This is a genomic window from Ancalomicrobiaceae bacterium S20, from assembly GCA_040269895.1.
GTDB lineage: Bacteria > Pseudomonadota > Alphaproteobacteria > Rhizobiales > Ancalomicrobiaceae > Methyloraptor > Methyloraptor flagellatus.
In genome coordinates this window covers 1,202,180-1,220,310 of record CP158568.1, presented here as the reverse complement: position 1 = coordinate 1,220,310, position 18,131 = coordinate 1,202,180, and the positions used below count along the sequence as shown (strand labels likewise).

4 protein-coding genes are annotated in these 18,131 nt (G+C 68.2%); all 4 read left to right on the top strand.

What is annotated here, in order from left to right; genetic code table 11:
• The first annotated feature begins 13 nt into the window (after positions 1–13).
• The 4 genes from ABS361_05740 to ABS361_05725 are packed head-to-tail and all read left to right on the top strand — an operon-like array spanning position 14 to position 18,087.
• Positions 14–904 (top strand): hypothetical protein, encoded by an 891-nt coding sequence (locus ABS361_05740; GenBank protein ID XBY45767.1) that lies wholly within the window; start codon positions 14–16, stop codon positions 902–904.
• The gene (locus ABS361_05735; protein XBY45766.1) at positions 901–1,581 is read left to right on the top strand and encodes a hypothetical protein; all 681 of its coding nucleotides are present in this window, start codon (positions 901–903) and stop codon (positions 1,579–1,581) included. Before ABS361_05740 ends, ABS361_05735 begins: the two co-directional genes overlap by 4 nt.
• Positions 1,582–1,585: 4 nt before the next feature.
• Positions 1,586–5,125, top strand: a complete 3,540-nt coding sequence (locus ABS361_05730) for a hypothetical protein (protein XBY45765.1) — start codon at positions 1,586–1,588, stop codon at positions 5,123–5,125.
• On the top strand, positions 5,122–18,087 hold the full coding sequence (locus ABS361_05725) for a LysM peptidoglycan-binding domain-containing protein (GenBank protein ID XBY45764.1): 12,966 nt from the start codon (positions 5,122–5,124) through the stop codon (positions 18,085–18,087). Before ABS361_05730 ends, ABS361_05725 begins: the two co-directional genes overlap by 4 nt.
• The last annotated feature ends 44 nt before the right edge of the window (positions 18,088–18,131 follow it).

The following is an 18,131-nucleotide window of genomic DNA, read 5'->3' as shown; positions in this document are numbered from 1 at the left end:
CGAGGCCACGCGCATGCCGCAGCGTCCCCGTCTCCTGATATCGGTGGTGCTGGTCGCCCTGCTCGGTCTCGGCGGATGGCCGGCGTGGTCGGCCGACTTCGTGCTCCTGTCGCAGAACCTGCTGCGCTTCGGCCAGGGCAGCAAGACCGCGCAGAAGTGCCAGGCGCTCGCGACCAAGGCGGCCGACGTCGACATCATCGTGATCCAGGAACTGATGACCTCGGCCTATCCCTGCGCCTCAGTGCCGGCCGATTTCACGTTCAAGTCGTTCGGGCCGTACGGAACGACGTCCTACAAGGAATATTATGGATTTCTCTGGCGGAGCACGCAGTCAGGCGCACATCCTAAAATTGAATACGCAAACTACTACAACTTCGCATCCCAAAGCGATTTCATGCGCCCGCCGACCGCCATGCTGTTCAAGGTCACGCGCCAGCCGTCAACCGGCGGCACGTTCCTGATCTGGGTCGGGAACATGCATTCGGTCTTCGGCAAGACCATCACAGGGCGGCGGGACGAAGCCACCAAGGCCGGAGCCTTCTTTCAGATCCTCAGGACCACGGCGGTCGGGTCGGACCAGCCGCCGACCGGCGGCTGGCCAACCTTGATCGCGGGTGACTGGAACCTGCCGGTGACCAACAGCGCCGGGGTCGTCGACAGCGGCTTCTCATGGCTGGCGGGACAGAACGCGGCCGGGCTGCCGACCAACATCGCGACCAGCCTGACGCGCGCGGGCGGCGCGAGCAGCCCCTACGACCACATCCTCTACAATACCGTCAACGGCGGCCACGGCGTCACCATCTCGAACGTCCAGCTCGTACCGTTGAACCAGACCGACTGGCCGACTTGGCGTCAGACCGTGTCGGACCATCTCGGCGTCCAGGCGGAGGTCACCGTCCAATGAAGACTGCAGCCATCCTCGGCATGACCATCCTTCTCGCCGGCACCGCGGCCGCCCGCGCCGACTACAATTTCCTGGTCCCGGACAAGTGCTGGAACCCGTCGACCCAGCAATATGACGTCACGGGTGCCGACGGCGCCGAGTCCGACGAGCCGCCGGTCGTCACGATCACCTACAACGTCGGCTCATCCGTGCTCGAGGTCACGTCCGCCGTGACGCTGAGCTACAACCAGAGCAGCAAGCTCTGGAGCGCGAGCGTCGCGCTGCCGTATACGCTGGACCCGTTGACCACCTACCTGGTCACGACGACCTACACGCCTTTTCTCCAGAGCTATCTGGCGATCGACCGCAAGACAGCGCAGCCGTTCGAGCTTCCCCCCGCATCGTGGAACAATCAGCAGTTCCTGCGGTCCATCACGATCACGGTGACCGACCAGAAGGACCAGCCCATCCCGAACGGCTTCATCGAAATGGCGCCGAACTTCGGCGGCTCCTCTCCCTATACGCTCCAGGCCGACGGGTCCGGAAACGTAGAGATCTATTGCTATACGTCCTACGTCGACGGCAATCCGGCGACCATTCTCGATGCGCAGCACAATCTCCTCTACTCGACCAGGATCGTCTTGAAGGCCGACAAGGACGGCCTGACCGCGACCGGCGTCGCGGCACCGGAGAAGTGACGCCATGGCCACGCTCGCTCGCTTCGCCGCCGGATCACAGCTGTTCGTTCCGTCCGACCGTGGCGCCGAGCCGGTGCGTGCCGCCTATCTGTTGCCAACGGGGACATCGACGCCCGACACGTTTGGCCTTGTCGACGCGCTCTCGCTCTATCCCGGCTGGTTCGTGATGCTGGCCGGCGTCGCGGACGCCGACATCCCGGCGTTCGAGCGCGCGGCTGAGACCTATTTCGCCAATCCGGCCCGCGCCGGTGCGCTCCTCGTCTGGTTCACCAACGCCGGCCAGCCGGCCTCGGGGCTGACCGGCTGGGTCGCCTATGCGCCGCGGCCCGATCTCGCACTGATCCGCACCGCCCAGATCGATTTCGCCAACTTCGCGATTTCGCTGCCGCTCGGCGCGACCGTCGCGGCAAGCGGCGACGGGACCGCGCTTACCATCACCCCCGGCGGCACCACCGCCAATTCGCTGGCCGTGACGCCGTTCGGCCAGCGCCAGCCGGTGCAGGTGCCGATGACCGGCGCGGCGAGCCTGTCGATCCTCGGGGCGCCTCAGCGGGCGGGATGTCTCGACTTCGGGATCACGCTCGACCAGACGGTCGCGACCGCGTTCGACGTCGGGCTGCGCACCTTCACGGCGCCGGTCGGCGGCGGCAACACCAACACCGCGCTCCATCCGGTCTTCGACCTCTCCGGCGTCGGCGGAACGCCGCTCGACGCCGTCATCGATCCGTTGGCGCCGCTCGATCATGCCCGCTCCTTCTTCGGCTTCGGCGATGAGCTCACCCTCCCCTCGACCTACCGAAATCCGGTCGGTGCGCCGCTCTCGATCAGCGTCACGCCCTCCAGCGCCCTGGTGTTCAACGAGCGGCTGACCGCCGTCGATGCGCAGGGAAAACCGGTCGTGCTGCCGTCGAACCAGATCCTCTATCTGGTTCCGAGCGGCGACTTCTCGGTCGCGGCGCCGGCGCGGAGCGCCGTGGCGGATGCGGGCTCCGCCGTGCCGGATCTGACCGCGCAGCTGATGTGCGGCCTGTCGGCGGTCGAATATCTGAGCCTCGCGGCGGGTACCACGCTCACGTTCGTTCCCGACCAGATGGCCTTCGCGCAAACGCTGAAGAGCGCCGGCAAGGACAACGGCCGCGTCTTCGGCCCGCTCTCGGCGGCCGGGCGCACGGCCTGGGTCCAGGTCAAGAACCCGCAGACCAGCGCCTATTCGGCGCAGCCGGACGGCTCCGTGCTGTTCCAGGGCAGCACCGACATGCTGACGTTCCTGCCGCTCGAGCTGGGCCGGGTCGACGCCGGATCGGCGCCGCCGACGCCGCTGCTGCCTTATGCGAAAGCCGCCATGGGCAGCGGCCTGACGCGCGACGACATCGCCCAGTTCGAGGCTCAGGTCTGGTCGCCGGCCCGCCGCAACCTGTTGCAGAAGGCGGTCACAGCCGCGACCGCCCGCACCGGCGCGCGCGCGTTCTCGGGCGCCACGGTGCCGAGCCCGCCCTACGGCACCACGCCGCAAGGTCTGTTGCTGCAGTTCGGCGCCTCGGCGACCGACTGGGCGCAACTGACGCTCGCGGTCTCGGCCACCGCGTCGATCCCGGCCAATCGCGACGGCGCCGTCGTGCTGAACACCGTCACGGGCGATCTGCAGTCCGCCCTGCAGACCAATCAGCTGTTCCTCGTCGCCACCGGCGCCGATCTGTTCATGAGCGACGCCGATATCGCTTACCGGCTCAATCAGGAGCGGCTGAATCAGCTCGCGACCGTCATCTCCGACCCGAGCGTGATCACAGCGCTGCAATCGCTGCTCACCGCGCCGACCTATACGATCCGTTGGCCCGGCGAAGCGGCGATGGACGCGAGCCTTCACCAGGTGCTGACCGACGCGCAGTTCGCGTCGTGGCACACGACGATCCGCGCCTATTGCGGGGAGTTCAGTCTGTTCGTCGCGGGTTGGGAGTTCGACCTGTCGCCGTGGCGCTGGGTCGACCACAAGACGATCCTGATCTTCAAGTTCTGCTCCAAGCAGCTGACGCAGCTCGTCGAGGACACCAGCCAGTGGACGCAGCCCGACTCGTTCAATCCCTCGAAGGCCGCGACCCAGCAGATGCTCGCGGCCATCCTGAAGGATGCCGCGGCCAGCTATGACAATGGCAAGGGCGACCTGGATTTCGGCTATTTCGTCGAGACGGTCATGCAGGATCCGAACTGGAACGGCATCCTGGCGCTCAATGCGCTGGTACCGCTCTCCGGCCTGCCGCCGCAGATGGAAGGGATCGCCGCCGGCATCGATCCGTCGCGGTTCCAGGCCCACCACCTCGGTATCACCACGACGCCGATCAAGACCGGCACGAACGCCTATGTCGCGGAAGCGAGCTCGGCGTTCGGCCTGATCAACTATCAGGACGACGCGCCGCTCGTCGGCTCGGACCCCTACATGTACAAGGTCAGCCTGCTCAAGGTCCTGATCGCGAACTCCGAAATCGTCTCGTTCTCGAGCACCATCAATCTGCTGGTCAACCAGCTCTTCGGCGAGCCCTGCACCCAGCGCAATGCGCCGGACAATGTGCTCGTCCTGCAAGGCACCTATCAGAACACCGGCGGCCTCGGCTCCTACAGTTTCGTGACCACCGGCTCGACCGTGTTCCAGATGACGAGCCAGGTGCTCTACCAGGTGCTCGTCACCCAGGCGAGCTTCGTCACGCTCAGCGACGACGACACGACCGCCGAGGTCACCTCGCAGTTCCAGATCACCGGCTCGCTGTCGTTCCTGCCGCAGTCCGGCTTCGACCTGTTCTCCTACGGGCCAGAGACCGCGGTCGTGCAGGCCAACGGCGTCGGGCCGGGTCTGGCGTTCAGCAATCTCGCCATCGACATGGACTTCGATCAGGCGACGCCGAGCTACAAGACCTTCACCTTCGACGCCGGGCAGATCGCGCTCGACCCGGCGGCGAGCCTGACGCGGCTCAGCTCGCTGGTCGCCCATTTTCCGCTGAAGCTGACCGGCCTCGTCCAGGCGACCGGATCCGATACGCCGGACTCGATGGGCTACATGCCGGTCGACTCGCCCCTGCAGGGCAGCCAGCTCACGGCGCCCTGGTTCGGCCTGCAGTTCGACATGGACCTCGGCTCGCCCGGCGCGCTCGCCGCCGAGATCGGCTTCACCGCCCGCCTGCTGCTCGGCTGGGCTCCCAACCTGACCACGCCGACGGTCTACATCGGCCTCGGCCTGCCCGGCGTCAGCGGCGGCCAGCGCGCGATCTCGCTCGAAGGCGTGCTCAGTCTCGCCTTCGGCGACGTGACCTTCGTGGTGCAGGCGCCGACCTACATCCTGCAGTTCAGCAACATCGCGCTGAAGTTCTTCAGCCTGACGTTCCCGCCGAACGGCCAGATCAACATGGTCATGTTCGGCAATCCCAACGCCGAGACCAGCGGGGCGCTCGGCTGGTACGCGGCCTATGTGAAGAACGGCAGCACCGGCGGCTCGAAGACCATGAAGAGCCTCGCTCGCCTCGCCGCGACCGAGCGGGCCGGAGGAGACGTTCCATGACCCTCCAGGACCTGCTCGCCGCCCTCTATGCCGACGGCTACCTGAGCCGGGACGACACCAAGCTCGATCTGCCGGCCGACAACCAGCTCGGCTCGGCACCGATCACGGCGCTGCTCGGCGACCCGGTCCTGTTCCCGCTGAAGCAACTGGTCGTCGCGATCGACCACTTCCTGGTGACCGACACGGCGATCACCATGTCCGGCACGATCGTCGCCGCGACGACGGTCGTGCGCGTGTTCTCCGATACGACCGTGACGGCGACCTTCACGGTCGATGCCCAGGGCGTGGCGGAGCTCGCGGTGGCGGTCGATCTGCCGTCCGGCGCCGTGCTGGCGCGCGCGTTTCCGAGCCTCGTCACCGATCCGGAGAACGCCGCCGGCGCGCAGATCTTCAGCACCGCCGTGCTCGATGTGGCCTCCGCGACCGCCGGCCCGACCATGGCGTTCAGCGGCGTTCCCGTTCCCGATCCGACGATCGCCGGGCTCTGGAGCAAGACCCCGGGCAGCCTCGCCGGTCCGATCACCGGCTGGAGCGCCCCCGACACGGTCCCGCCGACGTTCCAGTTCGCCACCGGCTGGCAGACCGCGACCGTGGAAGCCGGCCTGCTGCCGCTGCGCCTCGCCTACACGCTCGCGTCGAACGCGACGACGGGCGGCTCCGGCGCGGTCCTGGGCGAAATCCACGTCGACGGCCTCGGCGACGGCACCATTCCGCTCACGCTCGCCCTGCCGCTGGCGACCCCGTTCAGCCCGACCTTCGAGACCAGCGCCTATTCGGCGTCGGTGACCGACCTGTCGCAACTGGCGCCGCTGTTCCTCGGCCAGCAACTGGCCAATCTCGTGCCGAGCCGGTTTCCGATCGGCAACGTGTTCGCCCTGACCTCGGTGCGGGTCGGTCTCACCGCGAACGGCAGCGTGACCGCCTTCACGAGCATCACCGTCTCGGCGAAGACGACCATCCCCCTGCTGCCGCTCAATCTCGCCGACCTCACCGGCATCGCGGTGACGTTCTGGCTCGACCTTCCAAACCAGTTCTCGGTCGTTTTCCGCGGCACCTTCGAGCTCAACGGCAAATCCAACCTCGGCTGCACCACCACCTTCGCGCTGCCGGGCGGTACCATCCAGGCCTACAACGCCGCGACGTTCGACGTCAGCGAACTGATCGGCATCATTCCCGGACTGCCGGCGTTGCCGCAGAGCGGACTGACGGTCGAGACGCTCAGCCTGACGCTGTCGCCCTACGACATGACCTATCGGTTCGACGGCGCGATCCAGGCCTCCGACGGCTGGTCGATCGCCCTGGTGCCGGGCGTGACCGCCATCGCGCTGCAGAACCTCTACCTGTCGGTCAACCAGACCTCGTCGACCTCATCGGTCGCGATCGCCGCCGACGTCGTGTTCCTCGGCCTGCCCTTGCGGATCTCGGCCATGACCACGTCGAGCAGCGGCGGCTGGATCTTCAACGGCAGCCTGAATGCCGAGTCCGTCAACCTGACCGACATCGTCAAGGCGCTGCTGCCGTTCCCGTGCCAGGCCCTGCCGCAGATCAACCTGCTGGCGCTCTCCTGCACGTTCGATTCCTCCCAGAGCACCTATGCCCTCCAGGCCCGGGTCCAATGGGTCATGGACATCCTGCCGGTCACGATCACCGGCGACTTCAGCCTGCAGTCGCACCGCGCCAGCGCGAACGGCCCGGTGACCTATTCGGGCGCGGTGATCGGCGAACTCGACATCAACAACCTGATCCTCAAGGTCTCCTACGTCTTCAGCCCGACCACCACCGACATCTCGTTCTCCTATCGGCAGCTGACGATCACCTACCACAAGGACGCGACCGACCCTTATGTCGCGATCAGCCTGGACAACAGCACGGTCGGCGACCTGTTCATCTTCCTCCTGTCCTTCGCGGAGCCCGGCAAGGCGATCAGCCTGTCGTCGCCCTGGGATCTGCTGCAGAAGATCGGGCTGCCCAACCTCACCGTCAAAGTCCACCTCAACACCAAGGTGATCGAGGTCGACATCGCCATGTCGACGAACCTCGGGTTCATCGACATCGAGAACTTCAAGCTCGTCTACACGCGCCAGTACGGCGCGGCGAAGTTCAGCCTGCAACTGACGGGCAACTTCCTCGGTCAGGACTACGGCAAGAACGGTGCGAACCCGCTGACATGGGATCCGCTCAACGAAGCACCGCCGGTCGTGCCGGGCTCGGGAACGCAGGTCTTCGACCTCGAATACCTCGGCCTCGGCCAGCACATGACCTTGCGCGGCGAGATGCCGAAGACGATGGAAGGCGTGATCACGGCGCTCGAGAAGGCGATGGTGCCGACCGGCAACCCGACCCAGAATCCGGCGACGCAGCTGCCCGGACTGACCTACGACGCCGGCAGTTCCTGGCTGATCGGCACGCGCTTCACCGCGATGTCGACGGTCGATCTCAGCGTGATCTTCAACGATCCGAACCTCTACGGCCTGCTGATCAAGCTGTCCGGCGCCAAGGCCGGCATCTTCGCCGGGCTCAAGTTCGAGATCCTCTATCGCAAGATCGCCGACAATCTCGGCGTCTTCCACATCGAGCTCACGCTGCCGGACGCGATGCGGCATCTGGAGTTCGGCGAGGTTTCGATCACGCTGCCGGTCATCACGATCGACATCTACACGAACGGCAACTTCCGGATCGACGCGGGCTTCCCGCCGAGCCTGACCGACTTCTCGCGGTCGTTCTCGGTGCAGGTGTTCCCGTTCATCGGCTACGGCGGCTTCTACTTCGCGCTGCTCGACGGTCAGACCTCGACCTCGGTGCCCAAGATCACCAACGGCTCGTTCAGCCCGGTGCTCGAACTGGGCTTCGCGCTGCAGGTCGGCGTCGGCAAGACGATCTCGATCGGCATTCTGTCGGGCGGGATCAGCATCACGGTCGGTGGCATGCTGCAAGGTGTGCTGGCCTGGTTCAATCCGGCCCAGCAGAACCTGCCGTCGGAACGCTTCTTCCGCATCACCGGCACGGTCGCCGTGGTCGGCATCGTCTATGCCACCGTCGACTTCGGCATCATCCAGGCGAGCGTCAGCCTCACGGTCTACGCCTCGGTAACGCTCGACGCGCAGAGCTACAAGTCGGTGCTGATCGCGATCAGCGCCGGCGTGACCGTCAAGGTCAGCATCAAGATCCTGTTCGTGCGCATCTCGTTCCACTTCAGCGCCACGATCACGGAGAGCTTCACGATCGGCTCGGACCAGGCCACACCCTGGATCGTCGACAACACCGGCCAATCGCCGACGCTCGGCAGCAACCAGTTCCGCGCCAGCCGGCCGTCGGCACTGCTGCGCCATCCGCCCTACGCCCGCATGCGCGCCCGCCCCGCCCGGTCGCTGGCGCGCCGCGGCCCGCTGCTGCATCGCCAGAGCCGCTTCAGCGCCACAGCCCGTCTGACGGCCGCCACGACCACGGTCGCGGTCACCGCCGTCCCCTTGATATCGCAGGCCCTCGACACCGACTTCGGGTTCCCGGGCGGGCCGGCGGAGACCGGCACCGACGGGCCGGTGATGGCGCTGCTGACGGGAATCGAGACGTCGAGCGACCCGAGCTTCGGCGCCAACGTGCTGATGAGCTTCCTGCTCGAGTGGGTCGTCGACGCGCTCGGCCATGCGCACCCGTCGGTCTCCGCCGCGCTGCTCTCCGAGGTCGAGGACGCCCTGAAGCAGCCGGGCGTCGCCGACGCGGTGTTCTCGTATCAGGCCCTTCAGACCGTCTTCACGTCCAACGGCATCGTGTTCGAGATCACGCCGCGGCCGACCGGTCCGGACAGCAGCGAGATTCCGGCCGCGATCCTGCCGATCCCGCCCGAGATCGAGATGAGCGTGCCGGGCTATTCGATCCAGTTCTGGGCCGACCGGCGGCCGGTCGGGAATTACGAGGAACAGATCCAGGCCTATTTCGCCTCGCTGGCGGCTGAGTTCGCGGCGCGCGACACGTCCGCCCTGAAGGCGGCAGCGCCGGAAGAAGACACGCTGGCGGTCTTCGTGTTCCGCTACTACTTCCTGATGCTGTGCCAGAATCTGGTCCAGACCGCCACGACGCTGCTCGGCGATTACGACCTCGCGCTGTCGAAGACCGAGGTCGGCGCAGCCACCCCGACCAGCGTCGTCAATCGCTTCAACAACGATTACACGGTCCGCGCCGGCGATACGCTGGACGGCATCGCCGCGCTGTTCGGCCTGACCGCAAGTGCGCTCGTCGACGCCAACCCCCAATACGCCGTCGCGGCACCGAGCCCCGGCGAGACCGTGTTCGTGCCCGCCACGGCGGTGACCTACACCACGATCGCCGGCGATTCACTCGCCGGTCTGTCCGCCTGCTTCGGCCTCGGAGCGACCGAGATCGAACAGGCCAACCCATCGGTCGACTTCGGCGCGCTGCAGCCCGGCACCAAGCTCGCCATTCCCGGAACCCGCGTGCTCCACGACGTCCTGCAGGGCGAGACGGCCGCGTCGATCGCGCAGGCCTACGGCATCTCGGTCGCGGCACTGGAGGCGGCCAATCCGGCCGTGTCGTTCCAGACCCTGCCCGCCGGCACCGTGCTGCTGATCCCGCTCGCGCTGACGGTCACCGGCCTTGTCGTCGCCAACCAGGGCGATGCCACGATCCTCCAGACAGGCACCGCGCTGTCGCTCGGCGAAATCGACCTCACCGCGCAGAGCACCGACTCGCTCGCGGCGCTGGCAAGCCGCTTCGGCGTGCCACTGCTCGACCTGATGACGGCGAATGCCGAGAGCCAGACCCTGCTCGCCGCCGGCCAGACGATCCCGCTCGGCACGCTCGCGACCACGACCCGCGACGGCGACTCCTTCCAGGGGCTCCTCGCCTACTGGTACGGCCAGGCGACGCCGATCGATCCGGAAGCCTTCGACAAGGCCAACCCGGGGCTGGTGCTGGTTTCGGGCCAGACGCTGTCGATCCCGGTCCCCGACAAGGCAAACGCCGATTATGTGACGCAGCCCGGCGACACGGTCGCCAAGATCGCGACGACCTATCCGGCCGCGACGCTGGCCGCGCTGCTCGACAACAATCCGCGGATCGCGCTCACCGCCGGGCAGGCCGCGGTCCTGCCGGCCGTGTCGCCGGTGACGAGCGCGAGCTATCTCTTCACCTACACCGCCCGCCAGGGCGACACGCTGACATCGATCGCCGAAACCTATTTCGCGGCCGATCCGGCGACGCAGAAGGCGGCCGTTCAGAGCCTGCAGCAATGGAATGGCGGCCTTGATGCCGACAAGGCGCTGGCGGCCGGCACCTGGATCACCGTCCCCTATTTCAGTTCGCTCGCGAACCTGACCCGCCAGTATGGCGTCCCGCTCGCGACGCTCGCGGCCCTGCCCGGCGACGTCTGGAGCCAGACGACGCTGCTCGCGCCGCGCGCCGCGCTGACGGTCGCCGATGTCCGGCACACGATCACCGCCGGCGACAGCTTCGGCTCGATCGCGTCGAACTACGACCTGTCGATCGATCAACTCGCTGCGCGCATCGCCCTGACCCCGGGCCTGTTCGACGCCGACGGCGTGACGCTCGAGGTCAAAGCCATTCCGGGCATGAACTTCCAGGCGCTGGTCGACGCGATGGCGACCTCGGGATCGTTCACCGACGCGCTCAACATGACGTCGCGCTTCATGCTGAACGGGCTGCGTCTGCCGGCGCCCCAGTTCGCCGGCGAGCCGGCCCCGTCGCCGGACACGGCCTATCCGCTCTATGCGCTGATCGGACAGGAGTCCCCGGTCACCGTGCCTCTCGCGCCGAACTACGGCTTCACGCTCTCCCTCAACGGCGATCCGGCCTGGCTGTCGCTGCCGGGCGGCACGCTGGTCATGCCGCTCGACGCCGACGAGATCGCACGGATCGAAGCCTTCGAGACGCTCACGCTCGACAACGGCATCACATCGATCCAGCCGACGCCGATCTATGCCTACAGTCCCGATCGGCAACCGCCGTCGTCGCTGATCGCATGGAATTCGCCCGACGTCCCGGCGGGCCTCACGCCCGCCCAGCAGAAGCTCTCGAAGACCACGATCTGGTCGATCCCGAACGCCCTGAACGACGCCTTGGCGGCGAGCGCGACCGGCAGCCTGCCCTATCAGGCGGCGATCGGGACCACGCAGGCCGACGGTTCGGTCACCTACGCCACGCTGTCGGCGACGCGGTGGACGACCATCATCGACATCGACGTCGAGATCCCGCCGAACGCGGCCGAGGGCACCTACGTCGTGCTCGGCGCGGATCAGGCAGGCACGGCGCGGCTGCTCGCCCTGTGGAGCCACGTCCAGAGCAGCGGGACGACGCCGACGATCTACCTCGCCTACCCCGATCAGTCCTCCGTCGACGCCGAGGGAACGGTGGTCTCCGACGCGCTGAACCGCGCCGAGACCTTCCTGATCAAGACCAATCTCTCCACCGAGAGCCATGGCGCGGAGACGGTGAGCGCGACCGGCCGGCGGCTCGCGGTTCGCAACACGACGCTCACCGAGGCGCCGATCGCAACGCTCGAGCCGGCCGATGGGCTCGGGTTCCTGCAGATGCTGTGGGAACTGAGCGTCGTGAAGACCGGCGGCTACTATCTGAACTACGCCCTTCAGGACGGACAGCTCGGCCTGCCCGGCACGCTGTTCTCGGTCGGCCAGCAGGCGACGATCCAGATCGTCGTTGTGCTGGACGATCAGGCGGCGGGCGATCCGCTCGCCCGGTCGTTCAACAATGGTCTGCTGGTCGGCGAGGCCGTCGATGCGAGCGCGTACAGTCTCGCCTTCCAGGCGGTGACGCACACGATCGCCGCCGGCGACACGCTCGCCTCGATCGCCGCGGCCTACGGCTATCTCGGCCTCGACGCCGGCGCCCTGTGCTCGATCAACCAGACGATCCTCGGCACGATGGTTCCCGGCGCGCAGGCCGCGGGCCAGACCGTGCTGCCGGCCGATACGTTCGGGGCGCTGGCCTTGCGCGCGGGCCTCACGCCGGCGGCGCTCGGGCAGCAGATCGGCAACCAGACCGGCCTGCTCCAGCCCGCCGCGCTGCTGCAACTCGCCGGAAGCCCGGTGCGTATCGTGGCGGCCGGCGACACGCTGGCGTCGATCGCGGCGCTCTACGATTTCCTCGATCCGCAGTCGCTCGCCGCGCTGAACGAGAACGCGACGCCGCTGCTCGCGGTCGGGGCGACCATGACCATCCCCGGCCAGCCCGCCTACACGATCCGGGCGAACGATACGTTCGCGAGCGTCGCCCGCGCCCATTCGGTCGATCTGTCGACGCTCGCTCAGGACAATGCCGATGCGGCGATCCTGGCCGCCGGCACGACGATCGCCGTCGACGACGATCTCCTCGTGCTCGGCGCCAACCTGCCGCCCGGCAACATCGGCTTCACGGTCGCACGCAACGACCCGCAGGCGACCGACCCCGCGGCCGAGACGCCGCAGCAGGCGCTCGGCACGCTGTTCAACCTGCTCGGCTTCCAGCTCGCGACGACCGCGGCCTACGGGGAGAGCAACGAGGGCCTGCCGGCCGGCCCGACCACCCCGGCGGACGCGCCTGTCGGCACCCCGTGGAGCTACCAGCAGGTCTTCTCGCTGGTCGCCTTCGCGAAGCACAACGACGCGATCGACTGCCTCGGACTGCCGCCGCCGGCGTCGAACCCCTATGCCGGCATCGGCAAGGGCGCGAGCGCCACGATCGAGCTCGCGCTCCAGGACGTGCTCGGCAACCGCACGCTGAATTCCGTGCTGCCTCCGCTCCAACAGGCCGTGGGCTACACGGACCCGGTGTCGTCGCCGTCGTCCTGGCCGTCCGCGACCTTGTCCTACCGCTTCGCAGCGGCCGATGCCGGCAATCTCCATGTCGCGATGACCGTTGCCGCGGGCCAGTTCCTGCCCGACGACGCAGCCCTCGACATGCCCGCCGGCGTACCGAGCCCGAAGGATCCGACGGCGGCGGCAAAGCGCGCCGGCAAGGCGGCGCTGCAGTATCAGACCGCGTCCTACCAGCTGCAGCAGAGCGACGTCACCGGCTGCATCACGACCTCGCTCGGTGCCTTGAGCGACCCGGCCGCGGTCGGGCTCGCGGCCCGGCAGGCCCTGCTCGGCGTCGCCAACGCGGCCTACGTGTTCCTGACCGGGGCATCGACGCTCTATCCGGAGATCGTCACGCTCGGCCCCGGCACCAGCTTCGCCGATCTGGCCGCGTTGACCGATCCGCAGACCGGTTTCGACGTCCCCCTCGCGAGCCTCGGCAAGATCAACGCCTTCGCGCGCGCCGATCTGTTGTGGGGCCAGGGCGCGGCGCTGAGCGTCCCCTACGACTACGTGACCGGATCGGGCGACACGGCGCAGGCAATTGCGACGCGCTCGCGGATCCCGATCACCGTGGCGCAACTCGCCGACCGGAACAGCGCCGTGCCGCTCGCCGGCGGCGTACTGGTCGCGACCGCGGACCGCGTCTACACCGTCCCGACCACGAGCAGTCCGTCGCTATCGGCCATCGCGCAGCAGGTCGGCAGTCAGATGCCCGACGGCCCCGGCGGCGTGCCGGGCCTCGCGACCAGCAATGCGAAGGTCCCGCTCACGACCGGCCTCACGCTGGGCTACGGCAGCGCCACCTTCACGGTCGCCGAGGGCCAGACGCTGACGGACGCGGCGGCGGCGTTCAGCACGGCGACCGGCGCCCCGGTCACGGTGATCGAGACCGCCGTCGCGAACCAGTATCTCGACGGTCTCTTCCCGGCCGCAGCCAGGCTCACGGTCGCAAGCGTGATCACGGTCGATACGCTCGACACGCTCGCCTCGCTGGCGCAGGACTTCGGCCCGCCGCCCGGCCAATCGGGCACGCCGGCCGAGCAGATGCTGCTCGGCAACGCCGAAGTCCCCGGCCTGTGGCCGATCGGGACGGCCCTGTTCGTCGCCGATGAGACCATCGCGATCGCGCTCGGCGACACGCTGTCAAGCCTCGCACTCGCGAACGGCACGACGGCGGGCGCCATTCTCGCCGACAACAAGGGCCTCGCCTTCGTCGCCGACGCCGCCTTGGCGATCCCGTTCGTCGCCGATGTTGGCGGTCTTGCGACCGCCCTCTATGCGATCCAGCAATCCGACACGCTGGGATCGATCGCGAACAAGTTCCCCGGCTGGTCGGTCGCCGCGCTCGGCGAGCGCGACGCCGCGGTTCCGGGCCTGTTCAACGGCACGCCGATCAGCTTGAACGGCCGGACCGTCACGCCGACGCCGGCCTCGACGATCGCCAGCGTCGCGGCCGCGCTCGGGCTCGACGTTGCGGCGTTCTCGACCGCGGCAGCCGACTTGCAGGGTATTCTCGCGCCCCGCGCGGCGGTGGTCACGCCGCCGCCCGCGACCGACGGCACCGCGACCTGGGCCGCGGTCGCGGCGAAGTACGGCTTCGACACCGGCACGCTGGCGGCAGCCTGCGCAACCCTGCCCGCTCTGCTGCCGTCGAGCGGCCAGATCGAGGTCGACGGCACGACGGTCGACATCCGGCCGAACGACACCTTCGCGCTCCTCACCGCGCGCATCAACGCATCGCGCTCCGGCACGCCGGTTTCGGTCGCCGAGGTGGGCGATGCGGCCGCGAACCTGACGCCGAAGCCGCGAACGCTGTTCGCCCCGCCCCTGGCGCTCGCCATCGATGCCACGGTGACCGCGGCCTATGCGCCGGCGATCCTCGACCTCGGTGTGATGCTGACGCTCAGCCGCGATCCCGACTGCGTCGCGCCCGGCTTCCTCAACGCGCCGGGCGTCGTGTCGAACTGGACGGCCGTCCCGGCACAGCCTTTCGCGGCGACGGCGACCACCGACACCCGGTCGCTCCAGAGCTTCGCGGCGGACTTCGAAGCGGCGTTCCCTGGCCTCAAGCTCGCGACCGGACCCGACCGCATCCAGGGCGCATCCGCGCTCGACGCGCCGTCGCTCAAGGCGGCGACCGCGACCGGCGGCGGCAGCACCGGCGCCGGCGGCAAGACGTTGTGGGTGGTCAATTTCAGCGAGACCGGCACCGGCTTCACCTACGACGTCCAGTCGAACCTCAGGTATTTCGCCATCCCGCCGCTGACGACCAAGGCCTGGGACGGCAACCGGATCGCCGTGCCGAGCTACGACAGTTCGTCTGGACTGACCTGGCCGGCGAATCAGACACGGGATTTCCGCTCCGCCGATCCCGACCAGTGGAACCAGAGCTTCCTGGCAGCCGTCGACCTCATGCTGTCGCCGGCCTACGCGGTGCCCGCGGCGACGGACGCGGTCACCGCCGCGTCGGTCGCCCAGATCATCGCCGCCAAGGCCAACATCGCCGCGGGTCAGGCCGGCACGGTCCAGCCGATCGTGGCGGGCGACGACGACGGGCTCGGTGAAGCGATCGAGGCGATGCAGCAACAGCTTCTCGTCACGCTGTCGAGCGCCTATTCCGTCCAGACGCTGGTGCAGACCGACGTGACCGTCAAAGGGGGCGGCGCGAGCGGCGATCCGGCGAACCAGCCGAACCTGTCGGGCAAGATCGTCGTCGGCACGCTGACGACGCCCGCCGACATCGACCAGCCGCAGGGCTGGGTCGATCCCGCGCATCCCTTCGCCCCGCTCGCCGCCATGGCCGGTGTCTCGGTGGTCTACCTCGCCGAGGTGATCGCCGACATGCCGAGCATCATCCGGCCGAGCCTCACCGCGACGGCGAACGGCAAGTCCACGACGACGCTGGCGAGCGACACGGTCGCGACACTCGCGGGCAAGCTCGGAACGACCGTCGCCACGCTGGCCGAGACGATGACGCTCTCGGCGAGCGATCCGTCGCTGTTCCTAGGCGCCACCGCGATCAACGTGACGGCGTTCCGCGTTCCGAAGGATCTCGGCACCGTCACGCTCGCCGCGGGCTGGATGGATACCGACATCCCCGGCCTGCTGCTCGCCAATGCCGATCGTACCGGCTTCTTCGCGCCAGGCTCGACCGTCACGCTCGGGACGGTCTCCGACACGCCGGCGGCGACCGACACGCTGACCGCCATCGCGGCCCGTTTCGGCGGCATGGACGCCTTCGCCCGCGCGATCGGCGCCGTCGATGCCGGCAGCGAGGCCGGAAGCTACCAGCTGAACCCGAACGACCCGCCGCACGGCCTGCAGGTCGTGCCGCAGCTCGGCTTCACGACCGCCAAGGCGCCGCTCTCCTCGACGGCCTCGAAGCTGACCAGCCTGCTGAGCGTCAAGGACCCGGCGATCCAGAAGTCCGCGATCCTGTCGCTCGACTACCAGGTCAACCAGGTCGAATTCGACATCCATTCCGTGGCCGGTATCCAAGGCTACAAGAGCTCGTCCTGGCTGTCGTTCATCATCCCGCTCGCCGACGCGCCGGCCACGGACGGCGACATCGGCACGGTGCAGGTTCCGATCCCGCTGCGCGGCTATCCGAATCCGGCGCTGATCTCGGGCCAGAGCGCCACCCCACCGGCGACCAGCGACGATCCGACCAAGACGCTGGCGCAATGGAACTACGACTTCACGGTCGACCGCCAGTTCGCGGCACAGGACGAGCTGACCCTGTCGATCCTGTTCAACCAGAACAGCACCGACTCCAACGCGGCCGCCGACACCCCAAAGACCATCGCGGTCATCCAGGCGCTCGCCGCATTCTCGGTCGTCTGGCCGGCGATCTCGGCGGATCTCAGTCGCGTTCCGGACATTCAGGGCGGAACCGCGGGGCCGACGGAGCGCAAGGCGATCGCCGCGCTGGCGGAACTGACCCGGCTCGTCGAGGCGGCCTGGGTCCAGTCCCGACAGCTCGCCATGGTCAGGGGTCTGCCGCAACGGACCTACGACTACCGCATGTCCTTGCTGTCGCAGGGGGCGCCTCCCTACTACACGACGGTCATTCTGGAGCGGAAGGGCCAGACGATCGACTTCGCGACCCCGCCCGACGACTTCCTGTTCCAGTATCAGGCGACCGCTGCCGACATTGCCGCCCTCAACGGGGGAACGGTGCCCGCCGGGCTCGCCACTTTGTTCGCCGCCAACGGCTTCGGCCTCGGCACGGAGACGAACCTGACGCTGAAGACCCCCGGTTCGCCCGCGACCAACACCGATTGGCTGCTGTTCGACGAGAATGGCGAACAGTCGTTCGGCGGCGTGTCGGTCGTGGCCCCGCAGACCTACCGTCTGCTCCAGCAGAACACCGACAAGGCCCCCTATGCCGTCCAAGTCTGGCGCCAGCTGCTCTGGCCCGGCGTGCAATATGCCGGGACGTGGCTCGGCGGCCTCCAGATGGGCACGCGCCTGTCGTTCGATCTGCCGGACGAGACCGCGTATCTGGCGTCGCCGCTGTCGCTCAGCTTCGACTACTTCCGCCTCAACGCGCTGCTGCTGCAGGACGCGTGGGGCAGCTCCTACATCTCGCGCAACGCCAATCTCCTGCAGGGCCAGACGATCAACCCGGCCTTCGTCTACAAGACGCCGCCGGCCATGTTCCCGACCCAGATCACGCCGCTGATCGTCCGGAGCAGCCCGGAGCCGATGTCGAGCCAGGCCGGGCAGACGCTGGCCGAAGCGCTGTCGGCGTTCTTCGAAACCCTGCTCGCCGCGCAGACCGCGGTCTTGCCGGGCTCGAAGCGCGACATGCGGATCGGCGTCTCGTATTGGCAGTCGGCGGACGGGACCAGCGACCCGACCAAGACGCCGCTCGCCTATCGCAATCCGCTCGTGCTCCTGCCGGTCTATGCCTTCGACGTCTCGACCGACTGGCAACTGACCGACGGCAGCTTCTGCGAGAAGCTGGCGGCGACGATCCAGGCGAACGCGGTCGCGATGGGCATCTCCGCCACGGCGCCGGCGCAATGGGTCATGGATGTGCTGGTCTACACCTATGCGGACCCGGACATGTCCCAGCCCGCCGCGGCGCAGGCGCTGTTGAACCTGCAGAACCTGACCCACCCCGTCTGAGGTCGGGACCGGTCCGGCGAGATGAAGGGGCGGCGCGTTGCCGC

What these genes read in the sequence shown, in the direction of transcription:
- ABS361_05740 (XBY45767.1), top strand. Translation starts at nt 14, where the DNA reads ATGCCGCAGCGTCCCCGTCTCCTGATATCGGTGGTGCTGGTCGCCCTG.
- ABS361_05725 (XBY45764.1), top strand. Translation starts at nt 5,122, where the DNA reads ATGACCCTCCAGGACCTGCTCGCCGCCCTCTATGCCGACGGCTACCTG.
- ABS361_05730 (XBY45765.1), top strand. Translation starts at nt 1,586, where the DNA reads ATGGCCACGCTCGCTCGCTTCGCCGCCGGATCACAGCTGTTCGTTCCG.
- ABS361_05735 (XBY45766.1), top strand. Translation starts at nt 901, where the DNA reads ATGAAGACTGCAGCCATCCTCGGCATGACCATCCTTCTCGCCGGCACC.